The following is a 26,340-nucleotide window of genomic DNA, read 5'->3' as shown; positions in this document are numbered from 1 at the left end:
TACGGAGCGCGACGTGGGACTACTACCGCCATAGTAGTCGAAATACTAATTGGCATCAGGGACCCGGAGTCAGCAGGGCCACCGTCTCCAGGTGATGGGTGTGCGGATAGAGGTCGAAGGCCCGGAGGGCCTTGAGTTCCCAGCCGGCCTGCCGGAAGTACCCCACGTCACGGGCGAACGACGCCGGGTCGCAGGACACGTAGGCAATGGCGCGCGGGTGCGACTCAATAAGCTGGCCCACCACGGCTTTCCCGGCCCCGGCCCGCGGCGGATCAAGGACCAGGGCGTCGAAATTCCGCGGTTTCCGGTGCAGGACGCGCTCGACGCGGCCCTGGACGATCTCCACGTGCGGCGCCGCGTGCAGGTTCTTTCGGGCATCGCGGCTGGTTCCCGGGGCGCCTTCCACGGAGAGTACGGAACCCGTTTCCCCGACGGCGTCGGCGAGTACAGCCGTAAACAGGCCGGCACCCGCATAGAGGTCCGCCACCACGGCGCCGGGGTGCAGGAAGTCGCCGCCCTGCAGGAATTGTGTGACAGCCCCCACAAGTGTCCCGGGCGCGTCGCGGTGGATCTGCCAGAATCCGGCGCCGGTCACCCGGTAGTCGTGTCCGGCGGCTGATTCCTGTACCCACAGCCGTCCACGGAGCTGGTCAACGGCCTCCGTCAACGGATCAAAAGCCGCCACGGAAACGTCGGCGGGCAGTTGCGCCGCGATGGCGCTGAGCCGCTTGGGTTTGGTGCCCTCGGCCGGGGCCAGCAGCACCAGCGGGCGGGACCCGTTGGCCGGCGCAGCCACCTCCACGCGGTCCACGCCCTGCAGGTCGATGTCCCACAGGCGCAGGCTGTTGATGGCGTCGATGGCCAGTGGCATCTCGCGGACCGGGATGATGTGCCCGGAACGGTGGGCGTGCATTCCCAGTTTGCCGCCGGGGGTGACCGAGAAGCTGGCGCGCGTGCGCCACCCGAGGCCGCTGCCGCCGTCGGACGCTCCACCCACGGCTTCAACGGAAGTGCCTGCCCAGTCCTGCGGCAGCTGCCCTACGCCGGCGAGCCGGGTGAGCTGTTCGGTGAGCACGTCTGCCTTGAGGGTGCGCTGGCGGGCCAGGGCGATGTGGCCGAATTCAGCCCCGCCCACGGGCGGGTGGCCGTGGCTCCAGGCCCGGCCGGAGTCCGCAAGTTGCCAGAAGTGGTCCACCCGGTCCGGCGAGGCTTCAAGGACATCCACCACGTCGGCGCGCCAGAACTTGGCTTTGTCATCGGCATTGGTGAGCCGGGCGCGCACTTTTTCGCCGGGGATGGCGTGGCGGACAAAGATGACGCGGCCTTCGTGCCGTGCGACGCAGTGGCCGCCGTGGGCCACGGGCCCGACGTCGAGCACTACTTCCCTGCCGGCCTCTCCGGTAGCTGCCGGCTGGGTTTGTGTCTTTGCAATCATTGGACGTCCTGCAGGTTTTTCGCTTCTTCGGATGACTTGAGCTGCCAGGGAACGCTGGCCACCATAACGCCGGGTTCAAAGTGCAGCCGGGTTTTGATGCGCAGGGCGGTCTGGTTGTGGACCAGTTGCTCCCACCACTTGCCCACGACGTATTCGGGGATGTACACCACTACCAGGTCGCGGGGGGAATCCCGCCGCATCTGTTTGACGTACTCCATGATGGGTGTGACCGTCTCGCGGTAGGGGCTGGCCAATACCGTCAGCGGTACCGGAATCTCGAGCTTCTCCCAGTCCGCCACCGTGTGGGCTGTTTCGTGGGCATCGATGTCCACGGTGATGGCATCCAGCCGGGACGGCCGCGAAGCGCGGGCGTAGGCAAGGGCGCGCAGGACCGGCTTGCGCACGTGGGATACCAGCAGCACGGCGTGGACGCGGGTGGGGAGGGCCCGGGGTGAAGAGTCCTCATCCACTGCAAGTTCCCTTGCCACGTTGTCATAGTGCGCCCGGATGCTCCACATGATCAGGAAAAGCACGAACATGGCGAGCAGGGCAATCCAGGCGCCCTGCTCGAACTTGGTGATCAGCACAATGACCAGTACCAGTGCGGTCATGCCGAAGCCGATGGTGTTGATGGCGCGGGACTTGGCCATCCGGCGCCGGACAGCCTTGTCCTTGGCCAGTTTCAGTTCCCTGCCCCAGTGCCGGACCATGCCCAGCTGGCTGGCGGTGAAGGAAATGAAAACGCCCACGATGTAGAGCTGGATGAGTTTTGTTACGTCCGCGTTGAACGAGATGATCAGCACCAGGGCGCCGGCGGCGAGGGCCAGCACGCCGTTGCTGAAGGCGAGCCGGTCACCCCGGGTGCGGAGCTGGCGGGGAAGGTACCCGTCCTGGGCAAGGATGGAACCGAGCACCGGGAACCCGTTGAACGCCGTGTTGGAGGCGAAGACGAGGATGACGCCGGTGGCGGCCACCACGATGTAGAACGGGATGGATCCGGGGCCGAAGATGGTCTGGGCGATCTGGCTGATCGCGGGGTTCTGGATGTAGCCCTCGGGAAGCGGACTGCCGTTCAGGAGGAACTCCGTGGCGGGGTCCAGCACGATGTGCACCTTGGTGGCCTGGGCCAGGAACATAATGCCTGCCAGCATCGACGCGCCGATCACGCCCAGGAGCAACAGCGTGGTGGCGGCGTTTTTGCTTTTGGGGACTTTGAAATTCGGGACACCGTTGCTGATGGCTTCCACGCCGGTGAGTGCCGCGGCGCCCGAGGAGAAGGCGCGCAGCAGCAGAAACGCCCCGGCAAGTCCCACCAGGCCTTCGTCGAACCCGGGCGCGGGAACAATGGTGAAGGCGGCGGACGGTGCCTGGTCCAGCTGCCCGGTGGCGGCCTGGTAGATGCCCACGGCGGTCATGCCGAAGATGGATGCCATAAAGATGTAGGTGGGTACCGCGAATACGCTGCCGGCCTCTTTGATGCCGCGCAGGTTGACCAGGGCGAGGATCACCACGCCGATGGTGGCGATCGTGGCCTGCTGGCCGTGGAGGGACGGGACCGCCGTCGTCAGGTACGCCGCAGCGGAGGACATGGACACTGCCACTGTGAGGACGTAGTCCACCAGGAGTGCCGATGCCACGGTGAGGCCCGCAAATTTGCCCAGGTTCTCGTTGGCGATCTCGTAGTCGCCGCCGCCGGAAGGGTATGCGTGGACGTTCTGCCGGTAGGAGGCCACCACGGTGAGGAGTACCACCATCACGGCCAGGCCCACCCACGGCGAAAACGCCACCGCACTGACCCCGGCCAAGGCCAGGGTCAACAGGATTTCGTCCGGGGCGTACGCCACAGAGGACAGGGCGTCCGACGCGAAGATCGGAAGTGCGATCTTTTTCGGAAGCAGGGTGTGGGCCATCCGGTCGTTCCGGAATGGCCTGCCCACCAGCACGCGCTTGACCGCGTTGAATATTGTCAGCACCACACAAAGCTAGTCTGATTCCCGGGCTGTGTCATGACGGCCGGTCAACAGCGGTATCGGCACATGCTGACGGTAGAGTTCTAGCGGCAGGACGTCGGGACGGACACAGAGGAGATACTGGTGGCGCATTTCGTGATCATGGGATGTGGCCGGGTGGGAGCCACGCTGGCGCACACGCTCGAAGACGCCGGGCATTCCGTGGCCATCATCGACCAGGATGACCGCGCTTTCCGCAGGCTCCGCCAGGGTTTCACCGGCCGCAAGGTCACCGGAGTGGGCTTTGACCGGGATACCCTGAAGCAGGCCGGTGTTGCCGACGCCTATGCCTTCGCCGCAGTATCCAGCGGTGACAATTCCAACATCCTGGCCACCCGTGTGGCCCGCGAAACCTTCCACGTGCCCCATGTTGTGGCCAGGATCTACGATCCGGGCCGGGCTGAGATCTACCAGCGGCTGGGGATCCCCACAGTGGCGGCGGTCCGCTGGAGCGCGGACCAGGTGCTGCGGCGCATCCTTCCTGAACAGCACCTGGCGGGTGACTTCCGGGAGCCCTCCGGACGGCTGGTACTGGCCGAGCTGGACCTCGACGCCGGCTGGATCGGCCACCGGATCAGCAGCATCGAAAAAGCGGCTACCGTCCGCGTCGCCTACCTCACGCGTTTTGGCGAAGGGTTGCTTCCCGACGCCGGGACGGCCTACCAGGACGGCGACACCGTGCACGCCATGCTGCAGGTAGACCGCAGCGCCCAGGTTGCGCAGATCCTCGCCAAAGCACCCGCCAAGGAGTACCAGTGAAAGTTGTGATCGTCGGTGCCGGCAGCGTCGGTTCGTCCATCGCCCGGGAACTCCTGGCGCACAAGCACGAAATCCTGCTGATCGACCTAAAGCCCGAGGTGATCGGGCGCAGCGGACTCCGCGGCGCGCATTGGCTGGTGGGGGACGCCTGCGAGCTGAGCACCCTGCAGGGCGCCAAGGTCGAGGACGCGGATGTGGTGGTGTCGGCCACCGGTGACGACAAAGTCAACCTGGTGGTGTCACTGCTGGCAAAAACGGAATTCGGCGTTGGCCGCACTGTGGGCCGGGTGAACAATCCGAAGAACGACTGGATGTTCAACGACTCCTGGGGCGTGGACGTTGCGGTGAATACCCCGCAGCTGATGACGGCGCTGGTGGAGGAAGCAGTGGAAATCGGCGACCTGGTCCGGCTGCTCACCCTCCAGACCGGAGTGTCCTCCCTCGTGGAGTTCACCGTTCCGCACGATTCCCATGTGATCGGAAGTACGGTGGGCGACATCCAGTGGCCGGAGGACTCCACCTTGGTGGCGATCCTGCGGGACCACGCACCGATTACGCCGAGCCGCGACGACGTCATTGACGGCGGGGACGAACTGTTCTTTGTGACCACCATCGCGGCCGAGGATGACCTGCGCGCGTTGCTCTCCCCGGATTCCGCCGAGCCGCCGCGGCCGCGGGCTGACGACGACATGGTGCAGGTGGAGCAGCAGGTTCCGGAGGACGACGGCTTCGACGGCTAATCCGGGCTGCTGTGTCCTTGCCTGTTGAGCTATGGCCTGTTTAAATCTGGCCGGTTGTGTCGTGTCCGGCCCGGTCCGGCGCTTTGACGCCCGCCGGAGCCGGCCGGGTGATAAGCCAGGCGACCCAGACTCCCAGGATGTACAACGGAGCACCCATGATCAGCCTGGTGGTGGCCAGGGCAGCCAGGCCCTCCGGCCCCAGGAGGTAGAGCGGAACCTGGACCACAAGCCGGAGCACCAGGACGGCGACGATGATCCAGGTGCCCAGCCGGTAGGCCTTGAGCCGGGCAGGGTCATTGCGCCAGTCGAGGCCCTCGTTGCGGATGAACCCGAAGAGCAGCCCGGCAACGGGCCATTTGAGCGCTATGGACAGCACCATGGCCACGATGTAGGCGGCGTTGGTGAAGAAGCCGGGCAGGTAGAAGTCCTCGGCCTTGCCGGTGGTGTTGGCGAGCCAGGCGGAAATGCCAACACCCACCACGCCGGCCAGGGCCTGCGTCAGGGGGCGGCGCTGAATCAGCCGGACCACGGTGAACACCGCGGCTGTGGCCAGCGCGGCCACCAGGGAGACGGTGAGGTCCTGGCTGATGGTGTAAGTCACCAGGAACAGGAGTCCGGGCAGGATGCTTTCGGCAATGCCCTGGACCCCGCCGGCGGTGCGCAGCACATCCACCCGGCCGTCGTGCGTCCGGTGCAGGCCTGCCTTGGCGGCGTATTCGGCAGCCAGTCCGGCCATCGGCGAAGGCGCGTCCGCACCGTCCGGCGCCTGCCCCTCCGCTGGTTTTGCCGGGCCTGCCGGCTGCCCGTCCTGTCCGGGACCGGTGGAAGGCTTGGGATTGGGCACGGTCATTCGTTCTCCTGGCGGGACAGTATTTCGTAGCGTGGGTTGTACATGGTGGGCAGGCCCTGCACCGTGTTGACCATTCCTTCGAGCCGCACTTCGGTGCCGGCGTCGATGCCTGGTACCCGCCGCCGTCCCAGCCACACAACGCGGAGCCTGGCGGGGCGTCCGACGGCCAAGGCGCCGTCCGCACGGTGCCGGGCGTCGACGTCGGAGACTATGGCGCTGAACTCCGCGGTCTGGCCGGCGGGCACGTACGTCACGGATTCGATCCACCCGCGGCAGGCAACCCGTCCTTTGGCCGGCAACTGACTGAGGGGGACGTCGTGGGTTTCGCCCAAGGGAGCTCCCCCCGGTGCGGGATCAGCCAATCTGGGTAATTTCAGGACCACGTTCCGGTTCCTGAAGTGCCGGCGCGCCCGGCGGCGGCGTGGCGGTGGCGTCCTTGGGCAACCGGAGCTGCAGCAGGTCTCGCGGCGGCATGGGGTTGTCTCCGCGGATCACCACCACCTGCCGGAACAGTGCTTCGAGGGGTTCCGCAGCGGGCCGTTCCAGGGCCGCCGCACCGCCCAGCACGCCGCGCAGGAACCAGCGCGGACCGTCCACGCCAATGAAGCGGGCCACCCGGTAGCCTTGGCTGCCGTCCGGCAGGCCTGCAGGCAGTTTTGCCACGAGCTCGGTTCCAAAGGGACCGTCGATCTCCTCCACCTGGCCGCCCTGGACGCCGACGGATTGGCCGATCTGTTCCCGGATCTCGTCCCAGAGCCCCTCGCTTTTGGGGGCTGCGAAGGCCTGAAGCTGGAGGCTGGAGCCGTTCAGGTCCATGGTGACGGCAACGACGCGCTGGGTGGCTTCTTCCACCTCGAGCCGGAGCTGGAGGCCCTCGCTGGGAGTGATGAGGAGCGCGCCGAGGTCCACATAGCCATCTCGGCTGCTGATTTCGGATTCATCGAACGGGCCGTTCGAGCGGCGCACGGAACTGTCCTTTGCCTCCTCCGCGGTCCCCGCTGCAGGCAACAATTCGTCCGGTCCGGCTGCTTGTTCCTTCTTGGCTTTCCTGCCGAGCCCAAAGACCATTTGGGGTGTCTCCTTAGTTGGTTGCCGGGCCGGCCCTAGGGGGTCCCGCCGTCGTGCTTTATTGCCGTCCGGCAGGCGTGCGCCGGAACCGGGAACGGGTAGAAGGGTTCAGGCCCGGGGCACGTTGAAGCCGCCGGTGGAACCGAATCCTCCTGTGCCGCGAACGGATCCGCTCAATTCCTTGACGGGGACGAACTGCGCGTACTCAACACGCTGAATGACCATTTGGGCAATTCTATCGCCGCGGCGCAGTTCGATGCTGTGCGTGGCATCGGTGTTCAGCAGCGTGACGGAAATTTCCCCGCGGTAGCCGGCGTCCACAGTTCCGGGGGCGTTCACGATGGTCAGGCCGTGCTTGGTGGCCAGGCCGGAACGGGGATGGATCAGGGCCACGAAGCCGTCCGGGAGGGCGATGGCCACTCCGGTGGGGACCAGCTTCCGCTCCCCCGGCGCGAGCACAACGTCCTCGCGTGCACGTAGGTCCGCACCCGCGTCACCCGGGTGGGCGTAGGACGGCGCTTCGATGTCCGGGTCCAGCATCTTCAGCTGGACCTGCAGGGTGGGGGCACCCAGGGCATCGGGGGCGTCAAGGCCGGCGGCGCCGTCGTCAGGGAACGTACTTACTGTGGCGGGATGTTCAGTCACAGTCACTCACTCTAACGCGCGCCCCCAAATCAGTCCTAGGGCTGCGGCACCCGCTGCCGGCGGGGCACGGACAGGATACTGGCACCGGAACACCCGCCCAAGGTGAAATAGCCAGACAAAAATGGAAAGCTTGGCTCATGCCCGAATCAAGCTCCCCTGCGCCCGTGCCCGAAACACCCTCCACCGGGGCGCCGGTGATCTACCGGGAGAAGCTGTGGCCCAACGTGTGGATCTGGATCATCGCGGCCGGAATTTCCGGGGCCGGCATCCTGATGTTCGCCCCCATCAGCATGGCGGCCGGTTACACGGCAGCGGCCGTGCTCTTCGCGATCATCGCCATCCTGCTGATCCTTTCCACTCCGGCCATCGTGGTGACGGACACGTCCCTGACAGTTGGCCGCGCCACCATCGAGCGCCGGTTCGTGGGCGCCGTAGAGTCGTTCGAAGGGCAGGACGCCACGGCTGAGCGCGGTACCCGGCTCAACGGCCTGGCTTTCCTGTGCATCCGCGGCTGGATAGACCCCGTGGTCAAGATCCAGATCACGGACCCGTCTGACCAGACTCCGTACTGGCTGGCGTCCACCCGGCACCCCGGGAAACTGACCGCGGCCCTGTCACACGGCTAACCGGACCGGGCCGGCAGGCAACCTGCCCTGCCGGCCCGGCCCACCGCCGTCAGGCGGGCCTTCGAGGGCTACCCCTCGCATTCCTTGCAGTAGAAGCGGCCGTCCTTTTCGCGCGCGATTTGGGACCGGTGCCGGACCAGGAAGCACGACGAACAGGTGAATTCATCAGCCTGGGCAGGCACCACCTGCACCGTGAGCTCTTCACCTGAAAGGTCCGCGCCGGGCAGTTCGTAGCCGGCTGCCAGATCGCTTTCGTCCTCGTCCACCACCGCGACCGGCGCATCCGAGCGGCGGGTCTTCAGCTCCTCTATGGAGTCCTCGCCGAGGGCCTCTTCAGACTTGCGCGGCGCATCGTAATCGGTGGCCATTGTTGCCGTTTCCTTCTTCCTTTTTCCCAGCCTGCAAATTCCACCCTTCATAACGCTGCATGCAGCGCGTTTGTGCCCGCGGGCCCCTGTTGGGGCTCCGGGCCTGGACGCCCACGGCCCAGCCGCACGCGGAATATCGCGGCGCGCCCTGCCCCTTGACACAAATCGGGTTCACATGGTGGCAGAGTTTCGATTGTTAGTAATGCCAGGGTGGAGGATTTGTATGCAGGATCTACGGCTTGTAGGCGTACACGACGACGGGACGCATCTCCTGTTGAGCGGGGCCGGCGGCGAGATGTTCCAGCTGCCGATCGACGAAGCGCTGAGGACCGCGAGCAGGCCTGCGCCGCGGCCGGCCGCCGAGCGGCCCGCCATTCCCATGTCCCCACGGGACATCCAGGCGCGTATCCGGGCAGGTGCGACGGCCGCGGATGTGGCCGAGCTGTCCGGCCTGCCACTGGCCAAGGTGGAACGCTATGAGGGCCCCGTCCTGGCGGAACGCGAGTACGTAGCCCAGCAGGCGCGCAAAGTGGAAGTCGCCTCCCCATCACCGGGGCACGATATCTACCGGTCCGCCTTCGGCGACAACCCCGCCACGTTGGCTGACATGGTGGCCCACCGGCTTTCCGCCTACGGAATCGACTCCTCCTCCGTTGAGTGGGACTCCTGGCGGCGCCAGGATGGGACGTGGACCGTATCGGCCAGCTTCGAGGCGAACACCGGTGGCAAGCCCGGTATTGGTGAAGAACCACCCGCATTGTGGACGTTCAGCCCCACCCGGAAGTCCCTGCAGAACGCCAACCGCTGGGCCCAGCAGCTCAGCGAGCTTGAGCCGCTGGACGGACCCGTCCCGGCACGCAGGCTATCTGCTGTCTCGGACCGGCCGTTCGACTTTGAAACCGATGCTGACTCCGTGCGCCCGTCTGCCGGTCCCGAGGGCCAGCCCGACGGCAAGGAATCGGACGGGCTGCTTGACATGCTGCGCTCCCGCCGCGGCCAGCGCCTGGGTGTGGACGAAGACTCCGACGACGCCCTGGCCATGCTGCTGACCCATGGTGTCCCCGCTGCCCACCCGAGGCCCTCCGAAGTAATCCCCGAGGCAGAGGACCCTGCCGACGAGGTCCCGGATGACACCCCCGAAGCTCCCGCTGCCCAGGCAAATTCCTTTACCCGCCGGCGCGACACCAGGCCTTCCATGTTGTCCCGCCTCAGCCTCATCCCTCCGCACCGGGAGGCGATGGAAGACGCACTGAAACTGCACGACGGCGTGAGCACCAACACCCGTGAGATCACCATCGTCGCATCGCCCCGGCGGCCCTCCGGCGTCACCCAGGACGTCACGTCCGGAAGCACCCCAGACGCTGATCAGGGGGACGCCCGCAGCCGGGCCGCAAACGACGGCGAGGGCAGCGGCAACGCTGCCTCTCATTCTCCCGGCAGTTCTTCCAGCGGCGCAGGCCTGAACGAGTTGCTGGGGAACAATCCGCGTCGACCGGTGGCGCGGACCGACGACAGTTCCCCCGCTACTGGCCAGCTGCCGGAAACAGGCGCACCCGAACGCCAGCCGGGCAGGCCCAAGCGCTCCAGCGTCCCCTCATGGGATGAGATTGTCTTCGGCACCCGCAGCGAGTAATTGCTTCGCCCGCCCCCTGTAGCTTCGGTGGGTGGCCCGGTCGAAGCCCAGAGCCGGTGGTTGAGTCCGTCCACCCCCACACCCGGTGGGTACGTCCGTCCACTCGAAAACCCGGTGGGTGCGCCCGTCCAACCCCGACACCCGGTGGGTGCGCCCGTCGGGAGTGTCTGAATAACGGTGGATTCAGGGTTGGCCTGACACGCCGGGCGTCGCCTGGCGGGGAGGACTGATCATGAGCGGAACCATGGATCCCATGGCGACTGATGTGGATCAGCAAGAGTTAGCGGCGTACGCCGCGGCAGCCCGGGCCTTCAACCCCGCGAACCCGGCCTCCGCCTCACGCGCCACCGCAAGAATATCCAGGCACCCATCCCCCAGCCCCGCCAACGGATCAACCTCCGAAAACGGCACCGAACCACGCTCAACCACCTCGGCATGAAGCACGGCAAGAGCAGCCCTGATATCACTCCTCGCCTTCACCACCGCCGCTTTCCCCATAAAACAATCATCACAAGGGGGTCTGACAATCTAGGGGGCAGGACCGCTCCACCCTGCGAGATGGCGGTTAACGGCGATCTTCGACGCCCGGAAATCGCCGTCTTACGGGCCAGGGGCGACGAGCTGCGCCACGCCGCGGTGCCGGTCTCCGCACCCCCATCCTCAAGGGAACTGGGGAGGCCCGGCCAGCCGGGCCTGGGCGAACGGGGGCCGCCATTGGATTTTGCAGCACTTGTGGGGACAGGACAGGCAAAGCGGGCGGAACGACCCCGTTGGCGCACCCTTGAGGTGCTGACCTGAATAAGCCGCATGACGGACCTGTATTGGTGGCGTTGCGCCCGCCCTGCTAAGCCTCGGAAGCCCCGGCTGCCCCTGGAGCCCCGGTCGCCCCTGAACCGCGCCACAGGCAGGCATCCACCTCGAACGGCAGCAACGGGTCCTGCTGGGCCATCAACGTGGCTCCGTGGGCGGTCACGCGGCGCATGTAATGCCGGCGGCACAGCGTTTCATACCCAACAACGGGGACGTGGTCCGCGGCAGGCGTTCCGGCTGCAGGGTCCACGGCCATGTCCACGTCCCCCACCACCACCTGTGCGCCTTCGGTGACCATCACGCCGTCGACCGTCCTGGCATTGTGGGTGGCACGGCGGCCGCACCAGCACAGTGCCTCCACCTGCAGGACCTGCACCCGGTCCGCCAGCTCCACGAGCCGCTGGGAGCCCGGAAAGAGGCGTGTGCGGAAGTCCGCGGTGATACCAAACGCGAAGACGTCCACGTCGATCTCATCCACTACTTTCGCCAGCTGCTCCACCTGCTCGGGCGTGTAGAACTGGGCTTCGTCACAGATCAGGTAGTCGATGCGCTGTCCCTGGGTGCGGCGCACCATCACTTCGTCCCAGAAGTCCGTGCTGTCCAGCACCTCCACGGCGTCCGTCTGCAGGCCCAGGCGGCTGGAGATGCGCGATTCGCCGGCGCGGTCGTTCCGGCTGAACCGTACGCCGCCGCGTCCCCTGGCCCGGTGGTTGTGATCCATCTGCAGGGCGAGGGTGGACTTTCCACAGTCCATGGTGCCGGAGAAAAAGACGAGTTCAGCCACGCCGGGAGCTCCTGCCGCCGGCAGTGAAGCAGAGCAGCGGGACCTCCCGCTCTGCCTTGGTCAACGACCCGTGCTGGCCCACCACTTCCATGGCGGCAGGGCGGACGCGGCGGGTGTCGTACAGCGCCAGCGGCGCCCGGGCGGCGATCATCACGTCACCAATCCGGCCTTCGACGGCGGGACGCACTTCCCCGAAGAGTCCCGCCATGATGGCATCCTCCCTCGTGAACGCCCAGATCCGGTCACCGAAACGTGCCCGCCAGGCGGCAAGCAGCCTGTCCCGCACGTCCGGCCCGGTTCCGTTTTCCAGGTACAGGTGGACCATCCGCGGTTCTCCAGCCGTGTGGCGCACGCCTTCCACCAGCGCAGGTTCGGCGGCGTAGTCGATCCGCTGCTGCTCGGGGACGTCCAGCATGCCGTGGTCCGCCGTCAGCAGGATGGTGGTGCCGGCGGGGAGGCTGTTGTTCAGCCGCTTCACGGTGGCATCGAGCTCTTCAAGCTGGTGTTCCCACTGCTCGGACTGGCAGCCGTACCGGTGCCCTGCCTTGTCCAGTTCGTTGACGTAGAAGTACATCAGGGACGGGCCGGCGGACGCCATGGCCTCGGCGGCGGCCGCCGTCCGGGCGTGTGACGTGGTTCCGGAGATATGCCGGCCGCCCCGAAGCGCGGCGCGGGTCATGGGCGAACCGGCGAACTGCGGCAGGCTGACAGTGGTGACATCCGCGTGCTCAGCGGCGCGTTCCAGCACTGTGGGGAACGGCTGCCAGTCGGCCGGATCCACGCCCGGATCCCAGCTTCCCAGCAGGTTGACCACCTTGTCCTGCCGCGGATCCAGGACGTCGTAACCCACCATGCCGTGCTGCCCGGGCGCCAGTCCTGTGCCGAAGCTGGACAGCGCTGCTGCGGTAGTGGACGGAAAGGCCGAATCCAGCCAGACCGGGACCTCTCCCTGCCCGGACTGGATCACTGAGCGCAGGAACGGCGTGTGTGCGGATTTCTGCTTCAGCAGGTTCCGGCCGAGGCCGTCCGCGAGGACCACGCAGACACGAGAGGCAGCCGGAAGGCGAAGGGTGTTGGCGAACCCCTCCAGGCCCATGCCGGCAGCTGCGCTGGTAAGAACCTCGGCGATGGAGCGCTGCCCGTACGCGGGAGCACCCGGCATAGCAAACTCGAGGCCGGACCGGGCGGGTGGAACGATGCCTGGGTGCTGGCGGTCTTTGGGCATCAGCGCTGCTGGTGCCCGCGGCTGAGGCGGTTGCCGAACACACCGGCACGCGGCCGCGGCGGCATGGACTGGACGTGCGGCTGCGGGGCCGGCGAACCGGTGTTCACCGCGCGCAGCGCCCGGGCAAAGAGTTTGGCGTCCTGGACTGCCTGCAATCCGTCAGCTTCGGCGCTGATCCGGAGCACGATGTCCTCCTGGGCGATGGTGCCGCTGTAGCCGTGGTCCGCTTCGCACTGCGGGTCGCCGCAGCTGGCCGGCCCCATGTCCAGCCGCTGGCCGCCGGACCAGGCGATGGACAGTGTCACTTCGCGGACGGGGTCCGAGGGCTTGTAATTCTGGGGCTGCGAGTACATGTAGCTGAGCACCACGGAACGGATCTGGGCCACGGGAACGGATTCGGTAGAGATCTGGGCCACGATCTGTTCGCCGGCTTCATCCAGCTGCTGGTCGTCCACATGGGTGATGACCAGCATGTCCGCGGTCAGCACCAGCACCGTGATGTGGCGGCGGACTTCGGCGCGGTCAAAGTGGGTTTCCAGGTGCACCAGGTGTGCCACGCAGTCGCGGCCATCCAGGGCGTCGTCCACCACGTCCGCTACAAGGACGGGGTAGAAGCCGGCCTTCTGCAGGGCACCTTCCAGGCTCTGGCCTTGTGCGGTGTGGCTGTGTGAGCTGTGGTGGCGGACTGCCTGGGTTTCGTTGCCGGGCGTTTCGGGCGCCGAAGCGGGAGGCTGTGAGCTCATTACCCCATTTTCACAGATCGGCCCGACTCTTGCTAACCGCGCGCCCGCTCAACGGCATCAGCCCAACATGGCCCGGCGCGCGCTGTCCGTCCGCTTGGCGGGGTTGCCGATCCTGACGTCCGCGGCAAGGATCGTCACACCCGTAGTCCCGCACAGGACAGGGTTGAATTCCACCAGGGCGATCTCGGGGTGGTTGTCCTTCAGCCAGGCAAGCCTGCCGGCCAGGTCCTTCAGGGCTCCGACGTCCACCGGCGGCAGGCCCTGGTAGCCGAACAGCTTGCGGGAAGCCCTCGGGCCCCGGATGAAATCGTCCACGTCCGCGGCGGACAGCGGCGGCACCCGGTGTGACCAGTCATCCAGCAGGTTCACGGCGTCCCCCGCGAGCCCGAACGAGATCACGGGGCCGAGCAGCGGATCCTCGATGGCCCGGAACGTGCAGGCCTGGCCGACGGGTGCCATGCTCTGCACCTCCAGTGCGGGGTCGCCGTAGTTGGAAAGGACCCGCCGCATCTGCAGCACGTTCTGGCGCAGCGACTCCGCATCCTGGATGTCCAGGCGCACGCCCCCCAGGTCCAGCCGGTGCCGCAGGGCCGGGTCCGTGGTCTTCAGGACCACCGGCCAGCCCAGGGTCCCGGCCGCCTCAACCGCCTCATCCGGAGTGTCGAAGCCCACGGACGGCAGCACCTTGATGCCGTAATGGCCCAGCAGGGACGCCGCAGCAGCAGGGTCCAGCCGTTTGAGTTGCTCGCCCCTGACATCGCGCAGGAGGCCTTCGAGTTCGGTCCGCGCCAGTTCCGGGCTGCAGCCTTCGGGCTCAACAAAGTGGCCCTGGTCGCGGGACACCCATTCCGAGTACCGGGCAACAGCCGCGAGCGCAGCCACCGCAGCACCTGGATTGGAGAAGCAGGGGACGGCGCGTCCGGGCGGACCCACCATGCCCTCCACCTGGATGGAGGCATCGAGGATGCCGGTGAAGGCAGCCACCACGGGCTTCCCGGACGTTGCTGAGCATTCGGCCAATACTTCGGCAATGCTGTCCACCGTCAGCCCCCGCGCCGGAAGCAGGGCCGCCACCGCGGCGTGGACGGCGTCCTGCTCCAGCGTCTTGAGCAGGCCGGCCCGCAGGGCAGGCAGCGCGACCGACTGTCCGGCGTCGAGGTCCACACCCGTCACCAACTGCTCAACAGTGAGTCCTTGGGACGACGCGCTGTCCGCCACCACCTTGCCCAGCGCCTGGGAGTTGCTGAAGATCGCCAGCCCCGGCCCCGCAGGAAGGGGCTGGCCGGACACCACCTGCGCGACGTCCGTCAGCTGCTCGATGGTTTCCACCCGGATCACGCCGGACTGGCGAAGCATGGCGTCCAGCGCCCCGGCCGGTGCCTGGGTTGTCCGGACGGCATGCCCTGGCGGGAGGCGCAGCCCCATGGCGTCGGACTTCGCCACAATCACCGGCCGGGTCCGTGCGAGCCGGCGGGCCAGCCGCGAGAACTTGCGCGGGTTGCCGATCGATTCGAGGTAAAGGCCGACGGCGGCGGTATCGGGATCGTCCTCCCAGTACTGCATCATGTCGTTGCCCGAGACGTCCGCCCGGTTCCCCGCGGACAGGAACGTGGAAAGCCCCAGCCGGCGGCGGCTGGACGCCGCATACAGGGAGACGCCGATGGCCGCCGACTGGCTGAACAGGCCCAGGCCCCCGCGCAGGGGCAACGCAGGCGCCATGGAGGCGTTCAGGGAAACGTCCGGATTAGTGTTCACGATGCCCAGCGACGCGGGCCCGATCACCCGCATGCCGCTCGCCCGTGCCTGGCGCACAAGGTCCCGCTGGCGCTGAAGGCCGCGTTCGCCGTCGTCCGCGAAGCCTGCGGAGGCGACAACCAGCCCCCTGACGCCCGCCGCTGCACAGTCGGCCACCACGGCGGGGACTTCCTCGTAGGGTACGGCCACCACGGCGAGCTGGACCGGCTCCGGGACTTCGGACAGCTTGCCGAAGGACAGCATGCCGGCAAGTTCCAGCGCCTCGGGGTTGATGGCGTACACCGGGCCGAGGAACCCGCCTTCGATGATGTGCTCCAGCAGCTGGTAGCCCACGGTTCCCCATTTGCGGCTGGCACCGATCACGGCAATTGACGACGGCGTCAGCAAGTCCCGCACGCTCCTCGCCTCGGCGCGGTGCTCGCGGGACTCCATCACCGCCCGCGATTTCTCCGTGGGGTCGATGTTGAACTCGAGGCTGATGACGCCGTCGTCGAAGTGCCGCCGGACATCGTAACCGGCCTCGGAGAAGACCGTGAGCATCTTCCGGTTCTCCGGCAAAACCTCGGCGCTGAACCGCCGGATCCCGTTTTCGTGGGCCGCGGCGGCCAGGTGTTCGAGCAGGATGGAGCCGATCCCCCGCCCCTGGTGGGAGTCGGCAATGTTGAACGCCACCTCGGCCTCGGCGGGGTCATCCAGCCGGTCATACCGCCCGATGCCAACGATTTCGCCGCGGATGGTGATCACAAAAGCCACCCGGTCTTTGTAGTCGACCTCGGTGAAGCGCTTGAGCTCCTTGCTGGACAACCTGGCTTTGAACGCGAAGAAGCGCATGTAGATTGAATCCTGCGACTGCCCGATGTGGAAGGCCTGGACGGCGTCGGCGTCGGTAGGATGGATTGGCCTCAGGTGGGCTGTTCCGCCGTCGCGCAGTACGACATCGGCTTCCCAATGTTCCGGATATTCGCCGTCCCCGGGCTGATCCACCATAGGGTTAGCCTAGCCAAAAACTCCCGCAGCACTCCTGTTTTCCGCTGCTCAGTACCAGAAGGATCTACCAAACCCCATGGCACGCCGCCAAAGTTCCACCCCCGCTGTGGAAGACAGCACGCCCTACACGGAGAACATCGTGGACATCGATGTCACCTCCGAGATGGAGGGCTCCTTCCTGGAGTACGCGTATTCGGTGATCTACTCCCGGGCGCTCCCTGACGCCCGGGACGGGCTCAAACCCGTGCAGCGGCGCATCCTCTACATGATGAGCGACATGGGCCTGCGCCCGGACCGCGGGCACGTCAAGAGCGCCCGCGTGGTGGGCGAGGTCATGGGAAAGTTGCACCCGCACGGCGATACGGCCATCTACGACGCCATGGTGCGCATGGCCCAGGATTTCTCGCTGCGGCTGCCGCTGATTGACGGGCACGGCAACTTCGGCTCGCTCGACGACGGCCCGGCCGCCCCGCGGTACACCGAGGCCCGGATGGCGGCCGCCGCCCTGACCCTCACCGACCACCTCGATGAGGACGTGGTGGACTTTGTCCCCAACTACGACAACCAGCTGACCCAGCCGGAGGTCCTGCCCGCGGCGTTCCCCAACCTGCTGGTCAACGGCGCCACGGGCATCGCCGTCGGCATGGCCACCAACATGGCCCCGCACAACCTCGTGGAAGTCATCTCCGCCGCCCGGCACCTCATTGCCAACCCGGATGCCACGCTCGAAGACCTCATGCGCTTCGTGCCCGGCCCGGACCTGCCCAGCGGCGGCCGGATCGTAGGGCTGGACGGCATCCGCGATGCGTACGCCACCGGACGCGGTTCCTTCAAGACGCGGGCCAAGGTGGAGGTCGAGCAGCTCTCGGCCCGCCGGACCGGCCTGGTGGTGACCGAACTCCCCTACATGGTGGGTCCGGAAAAGGTCATCGAAAAGATCAAGGACGCCGTCAACGCCAAGAAGCTGACCGGCATCAGCGACATCGTCGACCTGACGGACCGCAAGCACGGGCTGCGGCTGGTCATCGAACTCAAGAACGGCTTCAACCCCAACGCGGTGCTCCAGCAGCTCTACCGCTACTCGCCGATGGAAGATTCCTTCGGCATCAACAACGTGACCCTCGTGGACGGCCAGCCGCAAACCCTTGGCCTGGTGCAGCTGCTGACCGTGTACGTGAACCACCGGATCGACGTGGTGCGCCGGCGTACCGTATACCGCCTGGGAAAGAAGAAGGACCGCCTGCACCTGGTGGAGGGGCTCCTGATCGCCATTGTGGACATCGACGAGGTCATCCAGATCATCCGGTCCTCGGATGAGGCCGCCGCGGCGCGTGAACGGTTGATGTCCATCTACGACCTCACCGAGATCCAGGCGAACTACATCCTGGAGCTGCGGCTCCGGCAGCTGACCAAGTATTCCCGCATCGAGCTGGAGAAGGAACAGGACGAGCTGCGCCGCGAGATCGCTGAGCTTGAGGCCATCCTGGCCTCGGACGAACGGCTGCGCACCCTGGTTTCGGACGAACTGGCCGCCATTGCCGAGCAGCACGGCACCCCGCGCCGCACCATCCTGCTCGAATCCGAGGCCGTCTCCCCCACGGTGGCCGCCGAACTGGCTGCCCCGGGCAAAAAGGGCAAGGCCGTGCCGCTGGCCCTGGAAATTGCCGATGATCCCTGCTGGGCAATCCTCACCGCCTCCGGCCAAATCGCGCGCACCAGCAACCAGGAGCCGCTCGCCGAAGCCGGCCCCCGTGGCAAGCACGATGTATTCACCTCGGTGGTGAAGACGTCGGCGCGGGGCGAGATCGCCGCCGTCACATCCCTGGGACGTATGCTGCGCCTGCAGGTGATGGATATGCCCGTCCTTCCGCCGGTCTCGGGACTGCCCAACCTTGCCGGGGGCGTCCCGGCGAAGGACTTCATCACCCTGCAGAAGGGCGAAGCGCTGGTGGCGTTCGTCCGGCTGGACGAGGTCCTGGCCGTCGGCACGGCCCAGGGTGTGGTGAAGCGGGTCCAGCCCGACTACCCGCTGAACCGCGAGGACTGGGAGGTCATTTCGCTGAAGGACAAGGACTTCATCGTGGGCGTGGCGCCTGCAGGCGAGGACGACGCTGAACTGGTGTTCCTGACCAGCCAGGCCCAGTTGCTGAAGTTCGCTGCCGCCAGTGTGCGGCCCCAAGGGCGCACGGCCGGCGGCATGGCCGGCATCAAGCTCGCTGCGGATGACAGGGTCCTGTTCTTCGGCGCCATCCAGCCCAAGGACGAGGCCGCCGTGGTGGTCACCATCGCCGGCACCACCGGGGCCCTTCCGGGAACTGCCCCGGGCACGGCCAAGGTGACCGCCTTCGCGGAGTATCCGGCGAAGGGCCGCGCAACCGCGGGTGTCCGGGCGCACCGGTTCCTGAAGGGCGAGGACACCCTCCTGCTGGCCTGGGCCGGCCACGGCCCGGCGAAGGCGGCTTCGGCTGCCGGGGTGGCGCGGTCCCTGCCGCAGGAACACGGCCGGCGCGACGGGTCGGGTGTCCCGCTGTCACAGCCCGTGGATGTGGTGGGCCCTGCCATGGCCTGGCCGGATCCCGCTTAGACTGCTGCCATGCCTATCGTTCCTGATGATAAGGACTGGACCTGGGTCCTGACCCGTCCGTGCCCGGAATGCTCGTTTGATGCCTCGACCGTGACACCGTCCACGGTCCCGGGGAGCATTGAGAACATGCTGCCGCGCTGGCGCTCGGTGCTGCGCCGCCCTGACGCGGCGGAGCGTCCGAACGAGCAGACGTGGTCCGCGCTGGAGTACGCCTGCCACGTCCGGGATGTGTTCAGCCTGTTCGACCAGCGGCTGAACCTCATGCTCGATTCAGACGCCGCCCGGTTCCAGAATTGGGACCAGGACCAGACGGCCATCGACAAGGACTACGCCAACGCCGACCCGGCTGTTGTCAGCGCCGAACTCGCGGCTGAAGGGAAGCAGGCGGCGGAGTCCTTTGCCGCCGTCCGGGAGTCCGACTGGGGCCGTAAAGGACTGCGCAGCAACGGCTCGGAGTTTACGGTCCTGACCCTGTCCCAGTACTTCCTGCACGATGTAGTCCACCACCTTCACGACGTGGACGGCTGATCCCCCGCAGAGGACACCACCAGGTTTCCGCCGTCCTCGGCTAAGCCCGCCGCGAGCACCAGGCGGGCATCCTCCGGCCGGATATCGGCCGGGTTGTGCGTCACCAGCACCACGGTGCGGTGGCGCAGGCCCCGTCTCAGGTCTGCCAGCATGGCCCGCGCCGATTCCGCATCCAGGTGCGCGGTGGGCTCATCGAGGAGGATCACCTCAGCTCCGGTCATCAGTGTGCGGGCCACAGCGAGGCGCTGGCGTTCGCCGCCGCTCAGGAACGCCCCGCCCGGCCCGATCCGGGTATCCAGGCCTGCGGGCAACCGTTCCAGGAGCGCCGTGAGGCCCACCGAGGCGAGCACGTCCAGCAGCGCGGCGTCATCCTGTGGGGTGCCGTCACCCTGTTGCCCGTCGCCGGACCGTGCGTTGCCGGGCCTGCCCAGCAGGAGGTTCCCGCGGATCGTCGAATCGAACAGGTGAGCCTCCTGCGGGCACCATGCGGCCCTGCCGGTCACACCGATCCGCCCGGCAGCAACGGGAAGAAAGCCCAGCAGGACTGACAGCAGGGTGGACTTGCCCGACCCCGACGGGCCGGTCACCGCCAGCCACCGCCCCGGTTCGGCCACGGCGTCCAGACCGGCAAACACGGGTGCCCCACCGGGCCATGCCGCGGACAGGCCCGCCAGTTCGACGCCGGGAAGGCCGCCCGGGCGCCCAGGCACCGTCTGCAGCCCATCGCCGTCGCCCCTGCCGGGCGCGTCCTCCAGGGCCCCGGACCGGGCGACCCGCCGCATCACCGAACGCAGCGCCGGGAACTGGCGCACCGCCGTCGTCATCGCCGCGAAAGGTTCCACCAGCGAGAGGAGCAGCAGGACAACGACGGCCGCGGTTTCCGGGGCGAGCCGGCCCGCGAGCACTGCCGGGCCCGCAAGCCAGGCAGCCCCCAAGGCTGCGGCAGCGCAGGCAGCAGTGGTGACGGCCTGGCCCAGGCCGTCGGCCCAGGCTGAACGCCGGGAAGCCCTGGTGGCGCGCCGGTCCTGTGCCCGCAGGTCATCCAGGACGCGGGAGGCGGCGCCGTTCGCATGCAGTTCAGCGCGGGCGTCCAGGGCTGCGGCAATCCGGCGCAGGACGCCGGACCGGAGGAGCTGCTCAGCGGTGGCAGACCGTCGGTCGCCCCACAGGGCAATTGCCGGAGCAAGCAGGAGACTCACCACGCTGGCGGCCAGCACGGCCGCCAGCGCGGCCGGCACCAGCAGCGCCGTGGCGGCCACTGCCAACACAGAAACCGCCAGGGCCGTGACCGGCGGCAGGACAACGCGCGGCAGGAGGTCGCGGACGGTATCGACGTCGTCAACCACCGTTCCCAGCACGTTTCCGCCCTGCAGGAGGCGACGCAGCGGCAGCGCCCGCCGGCTGAGCGACGCCCAGAGCCGACCGCGCAGCCGCGTCAGCGCGGCGAACACGGCGTCGTGCAGCAGCAGGCGCTCACAATACCGCAGCACCGCCCGGCCGATCCCGAAGAACCGCACGCCCACGATCGCTGTCAGCAGGTAAAGGATAGGCGGCTGTTCGGCGGCACGGATGATCAGCCAGCCGGACAGGCCGGACAGCGCGACGGCGAAGACGGCCGCCAGGGTGCCCACCACGGCCGCGGCTGCGAACTTGCCCCGAACGGGCGCCAGGAGTGCGCTCAGCAGCCGCACTGCGCCGGGCTGGGCGTTGCCGCCTGCCGCGGCAGCGGCGGACGGAACCGCAGCAGCGTCCGCGTAGTCCACCCCGGGAGCAGAGACGGCACCGGGCGGCCCGGCTGCCGGATGGATGCTGTCCGGTTTGCCCGTGACAGGCGCCGTCAGGCCATGCCCCCCGACCGGCACCAGATGTTCCGCGAGCGCGCGGGTCCGCTCCTCGTGGGCGACCAGGATAACGGTCACCTGTCCTCGGAGATTCCTGATGGTCCCTTCCACCAGCATCGCTGATTCGTCATCCAGGTGCGCCGTGGGCTCATCCAGCAGCAGGACGCTGGCACCGGACTCGATCCGGGCCAGCCCGCGGGCGATTGCCACGCGCCGCAGTTCACCGGGGCTCAGTTCGGCGGGGTGCTTCGCCGCCAGGTGGCCGGCTGCCGCACGGGCCAGGCAGGTCGTGGCGGCCTCCTCGGCGGCATGGCGCGCGGGACGGTTGGTCCCGCTGCCCGCGCCGCCGGACAGGTAGAGCACGATCTCGTCGAGGACTGTATCCGCCACCATCACCGGGTGCTGCGGGACCCACGCGATGTCCTGGCGGTCCAGGCCGGTGATGCTGCCGCTGACCGTAGTTCCCGAGCCATCCCCGATGGTCCCCGCGAGGACGCCCAGGACCGTGCTCTTGCCGGCGCCGCTGGGCCCGTCCAGTGCAGTGATCCGGCTCTGCGGCGCCGTGAAGGTGAGCGGGCCGACGGCGGGCTGCGGCCTTCCGTCGTAGCTCACGGTGAGGCCGGTGACGGTAATGGGGGCGCCGGGCCTTCCGGCCCTGACCGCCGGAAGCGGCTGCGGCTCGGGCGATCCGGTGACGGCAGTGGTTTCGGCGAGTGCCACCCTCCCGTCGTCGCTGGCGTGGTGTGCGGTGCCGAGTTCGCGCAGCGGCAGGTAGCAGTCGGGCGCCAGGATGAGGGCCAGGAGGCCGGCTTCCAGTGGCATGTCCCCGTGCACCAGCCGCACGCCGATGAACACGGCCACCACTGCCACGGAGATGGTGGCGATCAGTTCAAGCGCCAGTGCGGAGAGGAACGCGGTCCGCAAGGTGCCCATGGTGCGGGACCGGTATTCCTCCGAGATCTCCTCGAGCGCTTTCCGCTGGGCGGTGGCACGTCCCAGGCCCACCAGCACGGGAAGCCCCTTGGCGAGTTCGAGCATGTGGGTGGACAGCCGGGCGAGGGAGGCCTGGGCTTCCCGGACGTTGTCCTCGGTGTACCGCCCAATCAGCACCATAAACAGCGGGACCAACGGAACGGTCAGCACGATGACCACGGCGGAAACCCAGTCTGCCAAAAGGATCCGCGCACCCACCAGCAGGGGGATCGCCGCGCAGTTCACCAGCGCGGGAAGGAACTGCGTGTAGTAGCTGTCCAGCGCATCCAGGCCACGGGTGGCCAGCACGGCCAGTCCGCCGTCGGCCGGCCCTGTCCCCCGGACACCGTTGCGCAGCGCCCTTTCCAGCAGCCCGGCACGCAGTTCCTCCTTGATGCCCAGTGCGGCCCGGCGCGCTGCCACAGCCTGCCCCCATACGGTCAGGGACCGCAGGACCACCCCGGCCATGCCTGCGGCAATTTGCTCGGCCCACCCGGGGTTTCCCGCCACCAGCCCGGCGAGGACCGACGCCACCGCCTGGCCGATCAGAACCAGGGACAAGGCCTTGAGGGCTGCGAGGAGTCCCAGCCAGTAGATGGCGGAACGGGTAGCCGGGCCGGACGGGAAAGTGGGACGCATGTCAGCCCTTGTTGGTGAAAGCCTTGGCGGCGATTGCCGGCAGGAAGCTGTGGGCTTCCGGAATGTGCGCGGCACTGACTCGCTTCCGGAAGACCCAGTAGGTCCACGCCTGGTAGGCGATGACCAGCGGGAGCCCGAAGGCAGCCACAACGCTCATCAGGCCCAGGGTGTAGTCAGAGGATGAGGCGTTGGAGATGGTGAGGTCGAAGGCCTCGTTCAGCGTGGACGGCAGAACCACCGGGAACACCGCGCCGAAGATCGACGCAGAACCGAGGGCCAGGAAAGCTCCGAGGGCCGAAAACGCCTTCCCTTCCGCGCCCCTGCGGGCCAGCACCCAGGCGGCCACGGCCGCAGCGACGGCCAGCACTACCAGCGTCCAGGTCCAGGGCTTTCCTGCAAGGAACTGGACAGTCAGCGCCCACGCCGCAATGGGCAGGAGCATAACGGGCAGCAGGCGGACAAACCATTGCCGGGCACGGTGCCGCACCTCGCCGTCGGTCTTCAATGCGAGGAAAGCCAGGGCGTGCACCAGCGAGAAACCGACGACGGCGAGTCCGCCCAGCACCGCGTAGCCGTTGAACCACGCGAAGGGGCCGCCCTCGCGGTCGCCGTTGGCGTTCAGCGGCAGGCCCGTGGTGGTGAGGGCAAGGGCCGCACCCACGCCGAAGGCGGCGAAGAAGGACCCCAGGGCGATGGCCCAGTCCCAGCGGGCCCGCCACTGCTCAGTGTCCACCTTGCCGCGGTACTCGAAGGCTACGGCACGGAAGATGAGCGCCACCAGGACCACCAGCAGCGGCAGGTAGAGGGCGGAGAACAGCGAGGCGTACCAGAGCGGGAAGGCGGCAAAGGTGGCACCGCCGGCGGTCAGGAGCCACACCTCGTTGCCGTCCCACACCGGGCCCACGGTGTTGAGCAGGACCCGGCGTTCGGTGTTGTTGCGGGCGAACAGCTTCATCAGCATGCCTACGCCCAGGTCAAAGCCCTCCAGGAAAAGGTACCCGGTCCAGAGCACTGCAATGGCGATGAACCAGATGGTTGGCAGCAGTTCCATTATTTGTATCCTCTGTGCTCGGCTTAGTAGGCGAAGGCCAGGACGTCGTCGGCGGGTTTGCCGCCGCCCTGCCCGCCGGGGCCGGGGGTGGCGTCTTCGTTTTCGTCCACCGGGGCATTTACCAGCTCCGGCATCGCGGACACCACACCGCCCCGGATGTACTTGACCAGCAGCTTGACCTCCACCACCAGCAGCATGGCGTAGATGGCCGTCAGCGTGACCAGCGATGTCAACAGTTCGCCGGCGGAGACACCGGGCGACACCGCTGCGGCCGTGAACATAAACACCTGGTCGATGCCGCTGGGGTCCGGGTTCGGCGCCACCACAAACGGCTGGCGGCCCATCTCGGTGAAGATCCAGCCGGCCGCGTTGGCACCGAACGGGGCGAGGATCCCGAGGACGGCAAGGCGCATCAGCCACCGGGACTCCGGCACGGTTCCCTTGCGGGCGAGCCAGAGGGCCACCAGCGCCGCCAGGGCAGCGAGGCCGCCGAAGCCGATCATCATGCGGAAGCCCCAGTAGGTGACCTCCATGACCGGAAGGTAGTCGATTTCCTGGCCGGCCCGCTCGCCGTAGATCGGGTTGTCCGGCAGGTGGGTGCCGTACTTCTCCTTGTACTCGGGCAGCAGGCTGTTGACACCCTGGACCTCGGTGGTGAAGTCACCCTTGGCGAGGTAGGAGAGGATGCCGGGAACTTCGATCAGGGCCACGATGTCGTCGCAGTTCTGCGAGCCGATGTTTCCGATGCTCAGGACGGAGAAGCCGGTGCCGTCGTGGCAGGCAGCTTCGGCGGCCGCCATTTTCATGGGCTGCTGTTCAAACATCAGCTTGCCCTGGAGGTCGCCGGTGAGCGCGGTTCCGGCGAAGGAGATCATGGCCACCACAGCGCCGATCCGCAGGGACCGGAGCCACACCTTGTGGTCGTTCCGGTCGCGGCCGGGGATGCCTGCTGCTTCACCCGGGATAACCCTGCCGTCGGCACCCACGGTGTCCACGCCGTCGCGCCGCCTGCGCCAGAGGTGGTACCAGGCGATGCCAAGCAGGAAGCCGCCGGCCACGGCGAGGGCGCCGAAGAGCGTGTGCGGCACGGCCACGAGGGCGGTGTTGTTGGTGAAGACTGCCCAGGCATCGGTCATCACCGGCCGGCCGTCGATCATCTCGACGCCCACGGGGTGCTGCATCCAGCTGTTGGCCACGATGATGAAGTAGGCAGAGAACACGGAGCCGATCACGGCGATCCAGAGGCAGGCCAGGTGGATGGCCGGCTTGAGCTGCTTCCAGCCGAAGATCCACAGGCCCAGGAAGGTCGACTCCACAAAGAAGGCGAGCAATGCCTCCAGTGCCAGCGGGGCTCCGAAGACATCACCAACAAACCGGCTGTACTCGCTCCACGCCATGCCGAACTGGAACTCCTGGACGATGCCCGTGGCCACGCCCATGATGAAGTTGATCAGGAAGAGCTTGCCCCAGAACTTGGTCATCCGCAGGTATTCGGGCTTTCCCGTGCGGTGCCAGAGGGTCTGGATCACGGCAACCACCAAGCCCAGGCCGATGGTCAGCGGGACCATCATGAAGTGGTAGACCGTGGTAATGCCGAATTGCCAGCGTGCGATTTCCAGAGCGTCCAAAGCGTCCATGGCGGTCCCTACTGTGAGCCGGGCAGGTTTTTCTACGTTCTGTAGAAATTCTAACTTCTACAAAGTGTAGAACAATGCCAGCGGCGGTGTAAAAACGCGCCGCAGTCCCCTCGACACCTGCCGCAGGGCGTGACCCGCGCGTGTTCTACCCAATGTAGAAAGTGAAGGGGAATCGGGGTAAATTGGATCTGTAGTAGTAGGTAATCGCATGATGTCACCGCCTGTCCATGGCAGCGGTGCGGGGAAACAAAGGAAAAGTGCAATGGCTAGTCTTGGTGAACTGGAACGGGCAGTGATGGATCTGCTCTGGGCGGGCCATGAAGCAGCCACCGCGAACACCCTGCGGGACCGGCTCGCGCAGACGTCGGCCGGCCAGGACGGCACGGCCGGCCACGAGGGCAAGGAACTGGCCGTTACCACCGTGCTTACCGTCCTGTCCCGGCTGGAGAAGAAGGGCCTGGTGGAGCGGGAACGCGGCACCCGTCCGCACCGCTACCAGGCAGTATCCAGCCGCGAGGACCACACCGCCGAACTGATGCACGAAGTATTGGGCTCGGCACCGGACCGCGAGGCCGTGCTGGCACGCTTCATTGGTTCCGTTTCCGAAGGTGAAGCCGAGACCCTGCGCAAACTGCTTGGCCACATCTAGCG

At 67.4% G+C, this 26,340-nt stretch carries 21 protein-coding genes; 7 read left to right on the top strand and 14 right to left on the bottom strand.

Annotated elements, in window-relative coordinates; all coding sequences use genetic code 11:
* Positions 1-55 precede the first annotated feature (55 nt).
* Both BACI348_RS09045 and BACI348_RS09040 read right to left on the bottom strand, forming a co-directional pair.
* The gene (locus BACI348_RS09045) at positions 56-1,435 is read right to left on the bottom strand and encodes a class I SAM-dependent RNA methyltransferase (RefSeq protein WP_159825086.1); all 1,380 of its coding nucleotides are present in this window, start codon (positions 1,433-1,435) and stop codon (positions 56-58) included.
* The gene (locus BACI348_RS09040) at positions 1,432-3,408 is read right to left on the bottom strand and encodes an APC family permease (protein ID WP_236557501.1); all 1,977 of its coding nucleotides are present in this window, start codon (positions 3,406-3,408) and stop codon (positions 1,432-1,434) included. Before BACI348_RS09040 ends, BACI348_RS09045 begins: the two co-directional genes overlap by 4 nt.
* 120 nt (positions 3,409-3,528) lie before the next feature.
* Between BACI348_RS09040 and BACI348_RS09035 the strand changes: the two genes are divergently transcribed.
* On the top strand, positions 3,529-4,203 hold the full coding sequence (locus BACI348_RS09035) for a potassium channel family protein (protein WP_159825084.1): 675 nt from the start codon (positions 3,529-3,531) through the stop codon (positions 4,201-4,203).
* A complete protein-coding gene (locus BACI348_RS09030) occupies positions 4,200-4,943 on the top strand; it encodes a potassium channel family protein (protein ID WP_159825082.1) in 744 nt (247 codons plus the stop codon). The genes BACI348_RS09035 and BACI348_RS09030 overlap by 4 nt, the downstream gene beginning before the upstream one ends.
* A gap of 40 nt (positions 4,944-4,983) precedes the next feature.
* On the opposite strand, the gene BACI348_RS09025 is transcribed toward BACI348_RS09030, so the two are convergent.
* From BACI348_RS09025 to dut, 4 genes are all read right to left on the bottom strand, one after another.
* On the bottom strand, positions 4,984-5,793 hold the full coding sequence (locus BACI348_RS09025; RefSeq protein ID WP_159825080.1) for a DUF3159 domain-containing protein: 810 nt from the start codon (positions 5,791-5,793) through the stop codon (positions 4,984-4,986).
* On the bottom strand, positions 5,790-6,047 hold the full coding sequence (locus BACI348_RS09020) for a hypothetical protein (protein ID WP_328699934.1): 258 nt from the start codon (positions 6,045-6,047) through the stop codon (positions 5,790-5,792). Before BACI348_RS09020 ends, BACI348_RS09025 begins: the two co-directional genes overlap by 4 nt.
* A gap of 100 nt (positions 6,048-6,147) precedes the next feature.
* Positions 6,148-6,861 carry a DUF3710 domain-containing protein gene (locus BACI348_RS09015; protein WP_159825076.1) on the bottom strand — a complete coding sequence of 238 codons (714 nt, stop codon included), beginning with the start codon at positions 6,859-6,861 and terminating at the stop codon, positions 6,148-6,150.
* A 108-nt stretch (positions 6,862-6,969) separates the two neighbouring features.
* Positions 6,970-7,506, bottom strand: a complete 537-nt coding sequence (gene dut / locus BACI348_RS09010) for a dUTP diphosphatase (RefSeq protein ID WP_159825074.1) — start codon at positions 7,504-7,506, stop codon at positions 6,970-6,972.
* Between the two features lie 137 nt (positions 7,507-7,643).
* On the opposite strand from dut, the gene BACI348_RS09005 reads away from it, so the two are divergent.
* Positions 7,644-8,132, top strand: coding sequence for a DUF3093 domain-containing protein (locus BACI348_RS09005; protein WP_159825072.1), 489 nt, complete (start codon positions 7,644-7,646; stop codon positions 8,130-8,132).
* A 68-nt stretch (positions 8,133-8,200) separates the two neighbouring features.
* Here the strand turns inward: BACI348_RS09005 and BACI348_RS09000 are convergent, their stop codons facing one another.
* On the bottom strand, positions 8,201-8,500 hold the full coding sequence (locus BACI348_RS09000; RefSeq protein ID WP_159825070.1) for a DUF4193 domain-containing protein: 300 nt from the start codon (positions 8,498-8,500) through the stop codon (positions 8,201-8,203).
* 223 nt (positions 8,501-8,723) lie between these two features.
* Between BACI348_RS09000 and sepH the strand changes: the two genes are divergently transcribed.
* Positions 8,724-10,133, top strand: a complete 1,410-nt coding sequence (gene sepH, locus BACI348_RS08995; RefSeq protein ID WP_159825068.1) for a septation protein SepH — start codon at positions 8,724-8,726, stop codon at positions 10,131-10,133.
* 844 nt (positions 10,134-10,977) lie between these two features.
* On the opposite strand, the gene BACI348_RS08990 is transcribed toward sepH, so the two are convergent.
* The 4 genes from BACI348_RS08990 to BACI348_RS08975 are packed head-to-tail and all read right to left on the bottom strand — an operon-like array spanning position 10,978 to position 16,437.
* The gene (locus BACI348_RS08990) at positions 10,978-11,727 is read right to left on the bottom strand and encodes a thymidine kinase (RefSeq protein ID WP_159825066.1); all 750 of its coding nucleotides are present in this window, start codon (positions 11,725-11,727) and stop codon (positions 10,978-10,980) included.
* Positions 11,720-12,952 (bottom strand): alkaline phosphatase family protein, encoded by a 1,233-nt coding sequence (locus BACI348_RS08985; protein WP_159825064.1) that lies wholly within the window; start codon positions 12,950-12,952, stop codon positions 11,720-11,722. Before BACI348_RS08985 ends, BACI348_RS08990 begins: the two co-directional genes overlap by 8 nt.
* Complete coding sequence (locus tag BACI348_RS08980) at positions 12,952-13,695, bottom strand: DUF5998 family protein (protein ID WP_159825062.1); 744 nt, start codon at positions 13,693-13,695, stop codon at positions 12,952-12,954. Before BACI348_RS08980 ends, BACI348_RS08985 begins: the two co-directional genes overlap by 1 nt.
* A gap of 57 nt (positions 13,696-13,752) precedes the next feature.
* On the bottom strand, positions 13,753-16,437 hold the full coding sequence (locus BACI348_RS08975) for a bifunctional acetate--CoA ligase family protein/GNAT family N-acetyltransferase (protein WP_159825060.1): 2,685 nt from the start codon (positions 16,435-16,437) through the stop codon (positions 13,753-13,755).
* A 76-nt stretch (positions 16,438-16,513) separates the two neighbouring features.
* Between BACI348_RS08975 and BACI348_RS08970 the strand changes: the two genes are divergently transcribed.
* The gene (locus BACI348_RS08970; RefSeq protein WP_159825058.1) at positions 16,514-19,021 is read left to right on the top strand and encodes a DNA gyrase/topoisomerase IV subunit A; all 2,508 of its coding nucleotides are present in this window, start codon (positions 16,514-16,516) and stop codon (positions 19,019-19,021) included.
* A gap of 9 nt (positions 19,022-19,030) precedes the next feature.
* A complete protein-coding gene (locus BACI348_RS08965) occupies positions 19,031-19,549 on the top strand; it encodes a DinB family protein (protein ID WP_159825056.1) in 519 nt (172 codons plus the stop codon).
* Here BACI348_RS08965 and cydD read toward each other — a convergent pair.
* The 3 genes from cydD to BACI348_RS08950 are packed head-to-tail and all read right to left on the bottom strand — an operon-like array spanning position 19,531 to position 25,680.
* Positions 19,531-23,001: a thiol reductant ABC exporter subunit CydD gene (cydD, locus tag BACI348_RS08960; protein WP_159825054.1), complete on the bottom strand. Its 3,471-nt coding sequence runs from the start codon at positions 22,999-23,001 to the stop codon at positions 19,531-19,533. The genes BACI348_RS08965 and cydD overlap by 19 nt on opposite strands.
* A gap of 1 nt (position 23,002) precedes the next feature.
* Positions 23,003-24,052 carry a cytochrome d ubiquinol oxidase subunit II gene (cydB, locus tag BACI348_RS08955; protein WP_159825052.1) on the bottom strand — a complete coding sequence of 350 codons (1,050 nt, stop codon included), beginning with the start codon at positions 24,050-24,052 and terminating at the stop codon, positions 23,003-23,005.
* A gap of 23 nt (positions 24,053-24,075) precedes the next feature.
* On the bottom strand, positions 24,076-25,680 hold the full coding sequence (locus tag BACI348_RS08950; protein ID WP_159829954.1) for a cytochrome ubiquinol oxidase subunit I: 1,605 nt from the start codon (positions 25,678-25,680) through the stop codon (positions 24,076-24,078).
* Positions 25,681-25,951: 271 nt separating this feature from the next.
* On the opposite strand from BACI348_RS08950, the gene BACI348_RS08945 reads away from it, so the two are divergent.
* A complete protein-coding gene (locus BACI348_RS08945) occupies positions 25,952-26,338 on the top strand; it encodes a BlaI/MecI/CopY family transcriptional regulator (protein WP_159825050.1) in 387 nt (128 codons plus the stop codon).
* Positions 26,339-26,340: the final 2 nt, after the last annotated feature.

The sequence above is a fragment of the Arthrobacter sp. 9AX genome (assembly GCF_902506095.1).
Taxonomy (GTDB): domain Bacteria; phylum Actinomycetota; class Actinomycetes; order Actinomycetales; family Micrococcaceae; genus Arthrobacter.
Note: the sequence above shows the minus strand (reverse complement) of the source record. Positions and strands in the feature narration are given on the sequence as shown.